Consider the following 12392-nt stretch of genomic DNA (forward strand, 5'->3'; position numbering starts at 1 on the left):
GAGCAGGCTCGCTCCCGCAATGGAACGCGATCAACTGTGGGAGCGAGCCTGCTCGCGAAGGCGCTCTCAAAATCAACTCAAAAACCACAGAGCTCACGCAACAATCGGGTATCCAGATGCTTCTCCACCAGATCCGCCAACCGCTCGATATCGCGCTCGCGCAAGCCGTGGTAATCCACTTCCTGCACATCCTGCAATCCCGCCCAACGCAACAACGCACTGCACGCCGCCGGCGATTCGAACAGGCCATGCAGGTAGGTGCCGAAAATCTGTCCATCTGTGCTTTGCGCGCCATCGCAGCGGCCATCGTCCAGCCACACCGCAGCGTTTTCCAACGCCGGCCCGGTGGTCACCCCGGCATGGATTTCATAGCCGGTGACCGGCGCATCTTCCAGCACCAGGCGCCCGCGGACATTGCGCAGCTGCTTCTCTTGTTCAAGCTGCGTCTCGAACGCCAGCCAACCCAGTCCGGCACTGGAGCCCGGCGCGCCTTCAAGGCCTAGCGGGTCATGCACCTGCTCGCCGAGCATTTGCAGACCGCCGCAGATGCCCAGCACTTTCCCGCCATAGCGCAGATGACGACTGATGGCGCTGTCCCAGCCATTGGCCCGCAGAAACGCGAGGTCATTGCGCACGCTTTTCGAGCCGGGAAGAATGATCAGGTCGGCTGGCGGAATCGCCTGGCCGGGGCCGATGAATTGCAGGTCCACCTGCGGGTGCAGGCGTAGCGGGTCGAAGTCGGTATGGTTGCTGATGCGCGGCAGCACCGGCACCAGCACTTTGAGCACCTGGTCCGCCTTGTCGGTCTGGCGCTGATCGATACCGTCTTCGGCTTCCAGGTGCAGGTCCATGACATAAGGCAACACGCCGATCACCGGTTTGCCGGTGCGCGCCTCCAGCCAATCCAGCCCCGGCTGCAGTAACGCGATGTCACCGCGAAAGCGGTTGATGATGAACCCTTTGACCCGCGCCTGTTCACTCGGCGACAGCAACTCCAGAGTGCCCACCAGATGGGCGAATACGCCGCCACGATTGATGTCGGCAATCAGCACCACCGGGCAGTCCACCGCCTCGGCGAACCCCATGTTGGCGATGTCGCCGGCGCGCAGATTAATCTCGGCCGGCGAGCCCGCGCCTTCGACCATGACCACCGGATAGGCCGCGCTCAGCCGTTCATGGGAAGCCAGCACCGCTTGCATGGCGATCGCTTTGTAGTCGTGATAGGCCACCGCATTCATGGTGGTGACGGCGCGACCGTGAATGATCACCTGGGCGCCGGTATCGCTGTTGGGTTTGAGCAGCACCGGGTTCATGTCGGTGTGCGGTTCAAGGTTGGCCGCCTGGGCCTGCACCGCTTGCGCGCGACCGATCTCGCCGCCATCGGCGGTGACGGCGCTGTTGAGCGCCATGTTCTGCGGCTTGAATGGCACGACGCTGACGCCCTGACGGATGACCCAGCGACAGAGCGCCGTCACCAGCGTGCTTTTACCGGCGTCCGATGTCGTGCCCTGCACCATCAACGTAGTCATTGTCTTTCCTTGGCATAGGCTTCGAACGCTTGCGCCAGACGGGTCCAGTCGGCTTCATCGGCCGGCAAGCCAAATCGCAGGCTGCTGTTGTGCGTGAATACGCGCAGCAGAATGCCGCGCCGGGCCATGAATTCATGCAGCGCTTCGGCACTCTCGGTGATCAGCCACTGAAACAGGGCGCAACCGCCGTGAGGTTCGAACCCGTGCTCTACCAGCAACCGCGCCAGGCGCTCGCTGGCCGCTTCGGTGCGCTGCCGTTGGCGGGCGTGACCTTCGGTGTCCAGCAGGCAGGCCTGCCCCACGACCCGGGTCGGTCCGCTGACCGCCCACGGCCCCACTTGCTCGGCGAGCAATTTAAGCAGCTGGCGCTCGGCCAGCACGAACCCCAGGCGCACGCCGGCCAGACCAAAGAACTTGCCGAAAGAGCGCAGCACGATCAACCCTACCTGATGGGCAAACGGCGCCAGGCTCAGGTGCGGCGTGTTGTCCATGAAGGCTTCGTCCACCACCAGCCAGCCACCGCGCTGGGCCAGTTTCGCATGCCAGTCGAGCAGGCGACTGGGGGTCAGGCTCAGGCCGGTTGGATTGTTCGGGTTGACCACCACCAGCACGTCGAGGTTGTCGAGAAAGAAGTCGACTTCCTGCTCCAGCACTTCACGCACGATGTAGCCACTGCGGCGCCAGGCTTCGGCATGCTCGGCGTAACAGGGCGACAGCACGCCGACCTTGCCGGCGCGACGCAAACGCGGCAGCAGCTGGATCGCCATTTGCGATCCGGCCACCGGCAGCACTCGGGCGGCGCCGTAGTAGTCGCAGGCCGCCTGCTCCAGACCGTCATCGGTTTCCGGCAATCGCGCCCAGGCGCGCAACGGGATATCCGCGACCGCAAACGGCCAGGGCGCGAGGCCGCTGGACAGGTCGAGCCAGTCGGCTTCGGCGATGCCGTATTCGAGCGCCGCCTTGCGCAATCGACCACCGTGCTCAAGCATAGAATTCAGCCCCCAGGCAAAGAATCAGCAACCATAACCATACCCCGCGCTTGACCAGTTGCCAGCCACGCTCGATGGAGTCGGCATCCGCCGGCAGGCCTTCACCCAGCTGCGGGCGCTGATGCAGTTCACCGTGATAAATCGCCGCCCCGCCCAACTCGACGCCGAGCGCGCCAGCACCGGCGGCCATCACCGGCCCTGCATTCGGGCTGTCCCAGGTCGGGCCCTGGGTGCGCCAGCATTTCAACGCCAGGCGCGTCTTGCCGAGCAGCGCGTAGGTCAACGCCACCAGGCGTGCCGGAATGTAGTTGAGCACGTCATCGATCTTTGCCGCGGCCCAGCCGAACCGTTCGAAGCGTTCGTTGCGGTAACCCCACATGGCATCGAGGGTGTTGCTCAGGCGATAGAGCACCACCCCAGGTGCCCCCGCCACAGCGAACCAGAACAGCGCGGCAAATACCGCGTCGCTGCCGTTTTCCAGCACCGACTCGGTGGCGGCGCGGGCGACTTCGGTTTTATCCAGTTCGCTGGTCTGACGGCTGACCAGATAACCCACGCGTTTGCGGGCTTCTTCAATATCATCGCTGCGCAGGGCCTTGGCCACGGGCTCGACGTGTTCCCCGAGGCTGCGCATGCCGAGGGCACAATAGAGCGCGAGGATCTCGACGATCCAGCCGACATAAGGCGCCCAGGAAAACGCCGTGGCCAGCAAGGTCAGCGGCACGACCGCGATCACCCACGCGGTGACACCGTGACTGCGCCAGCCGCGACCTTCGCCATTGAAACGTTGCTCGATGCGGTCGGCAAAACGGCCGAACGCCACCAGCGGATGCCAGCGCCTGGGTTCACCCAGTAGCGCGTCCAGCGCAACCGCGGCGACACTCAACAACGCCACACTCATTGACTCACTCCCCAATAATTTTCATACAGCAATTCACCCAGCGGACGCGCCTGCGCCCAGCCTTCGAGTGCCAGCATCGGTGCCGGGTAGAATTCCTTCACCGGGCCCAGGCACAGCACGGCCAGCGGCTTGGCGCCGGCGGGCATCTGCAGCAAGTCGGCCAGGGCCTGCGGCTCGAACAACGAAACCCAGCCCATGCCCAGCCCTTCGGCACGGGAGGCCAGCCACAGGTTCTGGATCGCACAGGACAAGGACGCCATGTCCATTTCCGGCAAGGTGCGGCGGCCGAAGATGTGGCGCTCGCGATCATCCATCAGCGCGGCGACCAGCACTTCGGCGCAGTCGCTGATGCCTTCGACCTTGAGTTTCATGAATTCGTCGCTGCGCTCGCCGAGGGCTTCGGCGGTGCGGATTCGCTCCTCTTCCACCAACTGCTGGATCTTGCCGCGCAGGCTGCGGTCGCTGATGCGCAGGAAGCGCCAGGGCTGCATCAGGCCCACGCTCGGGGCCTGATGCGCGGCTTCGAGCAGGCGTCGCAATAATTCGGGCTCGACGGTGCCGCCGCTGAAGTGGCGCATGTCGCGGCGTTCGGCGATGGCTCGATAAATCGCTTCGCGTTCGGCCTTGGAAAATGCGTTATCGGTCATGGCCTCTTCGCGAGCAGGCTCGCTCCCACATTTGAAGGTGTGCGGCCAGAAGAAATGCGATCCCCTGTGGGAGCGAGCCTGCTCGCGAAGGCAGCCTTACGGTCAGGCGCAAACAACGCGGCAACCGCCAATGGATTCGACGGAAAATAAAAATGCACATAAGAGGCCGTCATCCGCCCCTGACGATAAACCGCCTCCGCCCCACGCCCGCCATTCGGGCTCAGCCCACGGGCAATCGGCTCAAGCCCGGTAGTGGTCAGCGAATGATGATAGGTGTGCCCGCGCAACAAACCTTCCGGCAGCTCCACCGTTTGCAACGCCAATGCAGCCAGACGCTTCTGCATCACCGCATCCCCGGGCAGCAAACCGACCAATTCGGCACGAGTGCCCTCGACATCGGTCAGCGAATCGAGCAGATACAGCATGCCGCCACACTCGGCCAATAATGGTTTGCCGGCCGCATGGTGCGCGCGAATCCCATCGAGCATCGATGTGTTCTTTGCCAGCGCCACATGGTGCAATTCCGGATAGCCTCCCGGCAGGTAAAGACTGTCCGCTTCCGGCAACCCGGCGTCACGGATCGGCGAGAAAAACAGCAGCTCGGCGCCCATGGCCCGCAGCAGGTCCAGGCTCGCGCCATAGGTGAAGGCAAAGGCTTCGTCACGGGCCACGGCGATGCGCACGCCAGCCAACAAGGGTTCGGCGGCGATCACTTCAGGAGCGGCGAATGCCACGGGCGGCGGCAGCGCAACATCGCAACTGTTGGCCAGTGATTCGGCTGCCGCGTCGAGACGCAGATCCAGATCATTGAGCTCGCTGGCCTGAACCAGCCCCAAGTGCCGACTCGGCAATTCGATCCCGGTTTCCCGGGACAAGGCGCCATACCAGCGCAGGCCTTCCGTCAGGCTGCCTTCGAGCAATTGCGCATGGCGCAATGTGCCCACGCGGTTAGCCAGGACACCGGCAAACGGCAAGTCCGGCTGATAGCGCGCCAGCCCCAGGGCCAGTGCGCCAAAGGTCTGGGCCATCGCGGTACCATCGATCACACCCAGCACCGGCACACCGAAGTGCCGCGCCAGATCGGCGCTGGACGGCGTACCATCGAACAGCCCCATCACGCCCTCGATCAGGATCAGGTCGGCAACAGCTGCGGCTTCCCACAACAGTCGGCGACTTTCCTGTTCGCCGACCATCCACATGTCCAGTTGATACACCGGCGCACCACTGGCGCGCTCGAGAATCATCGGGTCGAGAAAATCCGGGCCGCACTTGAAGACCCGCACCTTGCGCCCCTGATTACGATGCAAGCGGGCCAGCGCGGCGGTGACGGTGGTCTTGCCCTGGCCGGAGGCCGGCGCGGCAATCAATACCGCCGGGCAATAACGTAGTTGCGTCACAGCTCGACGCCTTTTTGTGCCTTGATACCGGCCTGGAACGCGTGCTTGATCACACCCATTTCGGTGACGGTGTCGGCCAGTTCGATCATCTCCGGCTTGGCGCCTCGACCGGTGACCACCACGTGCTGCATCGGCGGACGCGCCTGCAAATCACTGAGCACCTGATCCAGATCGAGATAACCGTGCTTGAGGGCGATGTTCAATTCATCGAGCACCACCAGACCGATGGACGGATCGCTCAACAGTTCGCGGGAGACTGCCCAGGCGGCTTCGGCGGCAGCGATATCACGCTGGCGATCCTGGGTTTCCCAGGTGAAGCCCTCCCCCATCACATGAAACCGCACCTGTTCCGGGAAGCGGCGGAAGAACAGTTCTTCGCCGGTGCTGTTGCGACCCTTGATGAACTGCACCACGCCACACTGCATGCCATGGCCCAGGGAGCGGGCGAGCATGCCAAAAGCCGAGCTGCTCTTGCCTTTGCCGTTGCCGGTCAACACCAGCAGCAGGCCGCATTCGTTCGGGGAATTGGCGATGCGTTCATCGATCACGGCTTTTTTGCGCAGCATGCGCGCCAGGTGACGTTCGTCACGATCGGGAGTATCAGTCATGGGGGAGCTCTCCGTTGGGGCTGGATAACGGCGGGCAGGCACAAGAATAGACGGCAAGAAGCCTGGCATCGCCCACCGTGATGCCGCTGGATGGATCAGGCCGGTCTCCGGGCTCATGAGCGGCGCTGGCCTGACTGCGCGCCTTCCCATGTCGATAATCAACACAGTGGCTCAATGCACAGCCTTTACTCATTTACCGTTGCGGGGGCAGCGTCGGGATCATGACTCTTCGTCGCTTGAAGAGCATCACTCACCGACTTCCCTGTTTCACTCTGTCGGCCATGGCCACAGAGCACCTGAAACAAGCCGCGAAGGTTAGAGGGTTGGGGGTGGAGCGTCAATTGAAGACGGGGCCTGCTCAAGCAATTCAGTGCCGTCGATCAATTATCTGACGCCAATCCAGAACTGCAGGACATGGTCGACGACCTGCAAAAGGAAAACAGCTGCGCCGTGGCCTGGTATTTCCCCTACGCCTAGCGCAAGTTGCGCAACGAAGGCGGCCACTATCACCCCGGCACCGTCGTCCTGTTCAAGGAAGCCCGCGGCTGACCGGTTGAACCATCGCACCTGCAAGCTTCTCTATGATTGTATCTACGCATTCATAGGGAAGATCAGCATGCGCAAGCCCCAGCTCGTTCTCGTCATCGCGCTCGCCGGAGGGCTCGCCGCCTGCGGTGAAACCTCCAGCCTGCAAGTCATGGACGGCACCGGACCGCAGCCCAAGCTGCCAGAACCGAACAAGACCCTGATCCCGACGGTGAACATTGCCCCGGCGATCGGCTGGCCGGACGGTGCGAAACCAACCGCTGCGACCGGAACCCAGGTCGCCGCCTTCGCCGAAGGTCTCGATCACCCGCGCTGGCTTTATGTATTGCCCAACGGCGACGTGCTGGTCGCCGAAACCAATGCGCCACCCAAACCCGATGACGGCAAAGGCATCAAAGGCTGGGTCATGAAGAAAGTCATGGGCCGGGCCGGTGCAGGGGTACCCAGCCCGAACCGCATCACACTGTTGCGAGACAAGGACCACGACGGCATCGCCGAAACCCGCACGGTGTTTCTGGAAAACCTGAACTCGCCGTTCGGCATGACGCTGGTCGGTAATGATTTGTACGTCGCCGATACGGACCGCCTGCTGCGCTTCCACTATGCAGAGGGCGATACGGCGATCAAGTCGCAGCCGATCAAAGTCGTCGATCTGCCGGGCGGCACGCTGAATCATCACTGGACCAAGAACGTTATCGCCAGCAAGGACGGGAACAAGCTGTACGTAACGGTCGGGTCCAACAGCAACGTCGGCGAAAACGGCATGGATCAGGAAGAAGGTCGCGCGGCGATCTGGGAAGTGGATCGGGCCACCGGCAACCATCGGATCTTCGCTTCGGGGATCCGCAATCCCAACGGCCTCGCCTGGGAACCGCAGAGCGGTGCGCTGTGGACGGCCGTCAATGAGCGGGATGAAATCGGCAGCGACCTGGTGCCGGATTACATCACCTCCGTGAAAGACGGCGGGTTCTATGGCTGGCCCTACAGCTATTACGGGCAGCATGTCGATGTGCGCGTGACGCCGCAGAATCCGGACCTGGTGGCCAAGGCCATTGCGCCGGACTACGCCGTCGGCCCGCATACGGCATCGCTGGGCCTGACCTTTGCCGAAGGCAACAACCTGCCGGCGCAGTTCAAGGAAGGCGCATTCATCGGCCAGCACGGCTCATGGAACCGCGATCCGCACAGCGGCTACAAAGTGATTTTCGTGCCCTTCAGCGCGGGCAAACCGGTCGGGCAACCGGTTGATGTGCTCACCGGGTTCCTCACCGACGATGAAAAAGCCATGGGCCGTCCGGTGGGCGTGGTGATTGACCGGCACGGAGGTTTGCTGGTGGCGGATGATGTGGGGAACAAGGTGTGGCGGGTATCAACGGCTAAATAACTGCAATACACGCCACCTTCTGGACACACAACACCTGTGGGAGCGAGCTTGCTCGCGATAGGGCCAGCACATTCAATATTGATGGCGCTGCCCCACCGCTATCGCGAGCAAGCTCGCTCCCACATTGATCAGCGCTTGCGGCAAAGGGTCAATCCATCCCCCAAAGGCAACAACGACAAATCCACCCGCACGTCATCCTTCAAGGCGCGATTGAGCGCCTGGATGGCTCGGGTGTCCGCGCTGTCGGGACTCTCCTCCAGCACCCGCCCACTCCACAGCGTGTTATCGAACACGGCCAGCCCACCGACCCGCAACAAACGCAGCGCATGCTCCAGGTAGCTCGGGTAATTGGCCTTGTCGGCATCGATGAAGATCAGGTCGAACTGCCCTGGTTGATCCAGCCGGGCCAGGGTCTCCAGCGCCGGTGCCAGACGCAGGTCAATTCGCCCGGCCAGACCCGCTTCCTGCCAGTAACGGCGGGCGGTGGCGTTGTAGTCGCCGGGCATGTCACAGCAAATCAGCGAACCGTCATCCGGCAATGCTGCGGCCATGCACAAGGCGCTGTAACCGGTGAAGGTGCCCACTTCCAGCAGACGCCTGGCGCCAGTGAGTTTCACCAGCAATGCGAGGAACTGCCCCTGCTCCGGCGCCACTTGCCAGCGCGCCATGGGCAGCGCCTGGGTTTCGTCGCGCAGGCGTTTGAGCAGCGGCGTCTCCCTGAGGGAGACGTCGAGCAGGTATTGATACAGGGAATCATCGAGATTGAGCGTGCGAGCGGTCATGACCAGACTCTGCAATCTATGGGTTATGTGCCAGATGCTCTGGTTGTAGCACACGCTTGGCGCTCAGGTAGGCTTTCTGCCAATACGCCTTGGACAAGCTGTCGAGCTTGACCGTGCCGCCAGTGGCCGGCGCATGGACGAAACGACCTTCGCCGACATAGATCCCGGCATGGCTGACCTGGGAGCCGCCATTGGTGGCGAAGAAGATCAGGTCGCCGGTCTGCAAGCCTTCCTTGCCGACACTGGCCGCTTGCATGCCGATCATCTCGCGGGTGGTGCGCGGCAGGGAAATGCCGGCCATGTCACGGTAGACATAGCCGATCAACCCGCTGCAATCAAACCCCGAATCCGGCGTGTTGCCGCCCCAGCGATAGGGCGTGCCAACAAGACCGAGCGCACGAAACAGCACATCTTCGGCGGCGGGAGAAAAGGCTTGGGAGGGACCGAATACCAATGGCGCGCGAACCACCGGTGCCGGTGCTGGCGGCGGTGTGCGGCTGGCGCAGGCGCTGAGCAGCGCTGCGAAGAACAGGATTGCGAAGCGGGCTGGCAATGTCATAAGCAGAACACCCTGATCTGGCTGCGGCTTTTCCACCGAAAGGGCAGAAAAGAAAACCGCCTGCGCGCACGCAGGCGGTTTGCCATCAAACTTAGATCAGGATTCTAGCGACTATAGCGCAAACTTCAAGTAAGACTTTAAGTTCACCCTACAAACTGTCCGCTTACTTGCGTGCGGTGACGATCGCCGGGGACGAATCCGGCGCCATGGCGAGTGCGCGCTTGGCTTCGATGAAGGTCTTGCTCCAGTAGCTGTCGCCCAAGCTATCGATCCGGACACCACCGCTGCGGCGGCTGCTGGAATGGATGAACTGGTTGTCGCCCAGGTAGATCCCGGCGTGACTGACGCGCCCACGACGACCATTGGTGGCGAAGAACAGCAAGTCACCTGGCTTCAGATCACTGCGAGTCACCAGCGGTGCGTCGACGTTGATCATTTCGCGAGTGGAGCGTGGCAGGTTCATGCCAGCCTCTTCACGAAACAGATAACCGATAAAGCCGCTGCAATCGAAACCGGCTTCGGAGGTGCCGCCGAAACGGTAACGGGTACCGATCAGGGACATGCCACGTTCGAGGATGCTGTCTGCCAGAACCGGAAGCTGGTAGGACTTGCCATTGGCGAAGCTGGCCAGTTCTTTGTCGGTGGCTGCCACTTGCTGATCAAGCGCTTCCTGGAGAAGAACGGAAGATGACTGGGCGGTAACTGAATTGATAACCTGCTGTTTTTGTTCTTGCTGGGGCACTGGAGAATGAGCAGCGCAACCGAACAACAGGGTGACGAGTGCGAGGGGCACGAGGGGTGCGAAGCGCTTTAGCATGGGCACGACCGTGGCTTAAAGTTATAAAAGAAGCCGCGACTATGCCCGCAATCATGCCCATTTGCAAATTCAATCGAACTTTATGTGACTTCTGCGTTTCTCGATTACATCTAAGCGCTTGAGCCCCATTTAGACGTTCTGCAGCCTGCAGCCCTGTAGGACAGCGGATTTTCTGGCGTCTGAAAACTGCCGAAACCTGCGTCGGACCCCGGCTTCACCATCCCAGGGTTTCCTTGAGAAACGGGATCGTCAACTTGCGCTGGGCTTGAAGAGAGGCTTGGTCGAGACGTTCGAGCAACTCGAAAAGCGCACTCATGCTGCGAGTACCGCGGGTCAGTATGAAATGCCCGACTTCGTCGGTCAGGTGCAAGCCGCGACGCGAAGCGCGCAGTTGCAGGGCACGCAGTTTGTCTTCATCGGAGAGCGGACGCATCTGGAAGATCAGTGCCAGGGTCAGGCGGGACTTGAGGTCCGCCAGCTTCACCGGCAATTCACGCGGGGAGGTCGATGCCGCAATCAGCAAGCGCCGACCGCTGTCGCGTAGACGGTTGAACAGATGGAACAGCGCCTCTTCCCAATCGGCCCGTCCGGCGACCGCCTGCAGGTCATCCAGGCAGACCAGTTCGTATTGTTCGAGGTTGTCGAGGATTTCGATGCCACGATCCAAGAGCTCTGCCAACGGCAAATACACCGCCGGCTCCCCCAGCTGTTCGAAACGCAGGCACGCCGCCTGCAACAGATGGGTACGCCCTACCCCGTCCTTGCCCCAGAGATAAATCAGGCTTTCGGTCCAGCCGGCGTCGGCTTCGCATAGCCGCTCGACATAGCCGAGTGCAGCGGCATTGGCGCCTGGGTAGTAATTGATAAAGGTAGCGTCATCACGCAGACGCACACCTAGGGGCAGCTGAATCGGTTTCATGCTGACTGAACAGTTCCAGGGGAACCGTTAGTGGCCTCTGTGTAAAGTTTGCGAAGTTTATACCCGTGAAGCTGACCGCACAATGCGACAGACCATAAGCAAAATCAAAGGTTTGCGTTAACGCACTGGTTTCATGGCAGTTTCTTTGGCGCGACGGGTGAGCGCCATGCAAAAGAGGAGGGCCAGTCCGGCAATGAACCGGACAGCCGCGACGGATATCAACCCGGCTTAGAGTTCAGGCCCATCAACTCCACTGTACATGCCGGAATCCTTGTACAAGTCGTGCACATGGCGAACCAGCACCATGATCACCGCGGCCACCGGCAAGGCCAGCAGCACGCCGGTAAAACCGAACAGCTCGCCCCCCGCCAGAATCGCGAAGATCACGGCCACCGGGTGCAGGCCGATCCGGTCGCCCACCAGCAACGGCGTCAGCACCATGCCTTCGAGCGCCTGGCCGACCATGAACACCGCGACGATGCCGACCATGGGATACAGGTCGCCGCCGAACTGGAACAGGCCGGCAATCAATGCCGCACCAATCCCGATGACAAACCCCATGTACGGCACGATCGCGGCCAGGCCGGCGATCAGACCGATCAGCAGCCCCAGCTCCAGCCCGATCAGCATCAAGCCCGCCGCATAGATCACTCCCAGCGCCACCATCACCAGCAACTGTCCGCGCACGAATGCACCCAGCACTTCATGGCATTCACCGGCCAGCATCACCACGCGCTCTTCGCGATCACGGGGCAACAGACCGCGGATCTTGGCCATCATCAGGTCCCAGTCCCGCAACAGGTAGAAGCTCACCACCGGGATCAGCACCAGATTGGCCAGCAGTCCGATCAATGCCAATCCGGAAGCCGTCGCCTGACTCAGCACGACACCGACAATGTCAGTGGTCTGGCCCATGTGCTCGCTGATCGCTGCCTTGAGCTTGTCGAATTTCCAGAAACCGTCGGACAGACCGAATTTCGACTGCGCCCACGGCAGCGCGCTGTGCTGCAACCAGTCGAGCATCTGCGGCGTCAGTTCGTACAAGCGAAACAACTGCTTGGCGAGCATCGGCACCAACACCAGCAGCAAGGTGGTGAAGATCAGGGTAAACAGTGCAAACACCGCGATCACACCCCAGGTCCGCGACAGGCCGGCCTTCTCCAGCCGATCCACCAGGGGATCGAACAGATAGGCCAGCAGCAACGCGACCAGAAAGGGCGTGAGGATTGGATGCAACAGCCAGACAAACGCGCAGAGCAGGATCACCCCACCCAACCAGAACCAACGCCGCGTATCGGCCATGAACCACTCCAG

Annotated in this window: 12 protein-coding genes and 1 riboswitch; of the genes, 1 reads left to right on the top strand and 11 read right to left on the bottom strand. The window is 61.9% G+C overall.

Translation table 11 applies throughout. The annotated features are described in order from the left end of the window. Window positions 1–77: 77 nt before the first annotated feature. The 6 genes from ACA041_RS22770 to cobO are packed head-to-tail and all read right to left on the bottom strand — an operon-like array spanning window position 78 to window position 6071. Window positions 78–1529, bottom strand: a complete 1452-nt coding sequence (locus tag ACA041_RS22770) for a cobyric acid synthase (RefSeq protein ID WP_497437802.1) — start codon at window positions 1527–1529, stop codon at window positions 78–80. Further along, window positions 1526–2518: a threonine-phosphate decarboxylase CobD gene (gene cobD / locus ACA041_RS22775; RefSeq protein WP_497437803.1), complete on the bottom strand. Its 993-nt coding sequence runs from the start codon at window positions 2516–2518 to the stop codon at window positions 1526–1528. The genes ACA041_RS22770 and cobD overlap by 4 nt, the downstream gene beginning before the upstream one ends. Continuing rightward, a complete protein-coding gene (gene cbiB / locus ACA041_RS22780; RefSeq protein ID WP_497437804.1) occupies window positions 2511–3419 on the bottom strand; it encodes an adenosylcobinamide-phosphate synthase CbiB in 909 nt (302 codons plus the stop codon). The genes cobD and cbiB overlap by 8 nt, the downstream gene beginning before the upstream one ends. Continuing rightward, window positions 3416–4066 carry a 5,6-dimethylbenzimidazole synthase gene (gene bluB, locus ACA041_RS22785; protein WP_497437805.1) on the bottom strand — a complete coding sequence of 217 codons (651 nt, stop codon included), beginning with the start codon at window positions 4064–4066 and terminating at the stop codon, window positions 3416–3418. Before bluB ends, cbiB begins: the two co-directional genes overlap by 4 nt. After that, entirely contained in the window at window positions 4063–5463 is a 1401-nt protein-coding gene (locus tag ACA041_RS22790) for a cobyrinic acid a,c-diamide synthase CobB (protein WP_497437806.1), read from the bottom strand. Before ACA041_RS22790 ends, bluB begins: the two co-directional genes overlap by 4 nt. Continuing rightward, entirely contained in the window at window positions 5460–6071 is a 612-nt protein-coding gene (gene cobO / locus ACA041_RS22795) for a cob(I)yrinic acid a,c-diamide adenosyltransferase (RefSeq protein ID WP_064679011.1), read from the bottom strand. Before cobO ends, ACA041_RS22790 begins: the two co-directional genes overlap by 4 nt. 81 nt (window positions 6072–6152) lie before the next feature. Next, window positions 6153–6386: riboswitch (cobalamin riboswitch) on the bottom strand. Between the two features lie 301 nt (window positions 6387–6687). Here cobO and ACA041_RS22800 point away from each other — a divergent pair. After that, window positions 6688–8001, top strand: a complete 1314-nt coding sequence (locus ACA041_RS22800; protein ID WP_497437807.1) for a PQQ-dependent sugar dehydrogenase — start codon at window positions 6688–6690, stop codon at window positions 7999–8001. Between the two features lie 128 nt (window positions 8002–8129). Here the strand turns inward: ACA041_RS22800 and ACA041_RS22805 are convergent, their stop codons facing one another. The 5 genes from ACA041_RS22805 to ACA041_RS22825 all read right to left on the bottom strand — a co-directional run bounded on the left by ACA041_RS22805 (window position 8130) and on the right by ACA041_RS22825 (window position 12380). After that, a complete protein-coding gene (locus tag ACA041_RS22805; RefSeq protein WP_497437808.1) occupies window positions 8130–8783 on the bottom strand; it encodes an O-methyltransferase in 654 nt (217 codons plus the stop codon). A 16-nt stretch (window positions 8784–8799) separates the two neighbouring features. Beyond that, window positions 8800–9342, bottom strand: coding sequence for a C40 family peptidase (locus ACA041_RS22810; protein WP_497437809.1), 543 nt, complete (start codon window positions 9340–9342; stop codon window positions 8800–8802). A 163-nt stretch (window positions 9343–9505) separates the two neighbouring features. Next, window positions 9506–10159 (bottom strand): C40 family peptidase, encoded by a 654-nt coding sequence (locus ACA041_RS22815; protein WP_497437810.1) that lies wholly within the window; start codon window positions 10157–10159, stop codon window positions 9506–9508. A gap of 214 nt (window positions 10160–10373) precedes the next feature. Then, window positions 10374–11078 carry a DnaA regulatory inactivator Hda gene (hda, locus tag ACA041_RS22820; protein ID WP_008033543.1) on the bottom strand — a complete coding sequence of 235 codons (705 nt, stop codon included), beginning with the start codon at window positions 11076–11078 and terminating at the stop codon, window positions 10374–10376. Between the two features lie 228 nt (window positions 11079–11306). After that, entirely contained in the window at window positions 11307–12380 is a 1074-nt protein-coding gene (locus tag ACA041_RS22825) for an AI-2E family transporter (RefSeq protein WP_497437811.1), read from the bottom strand. Window positions 12381–12392 lie beyond the last annotated feature (12 nt).

The organism is Pseudomonas sp. LBUM1676 (genome assembly GCF_059695605.1).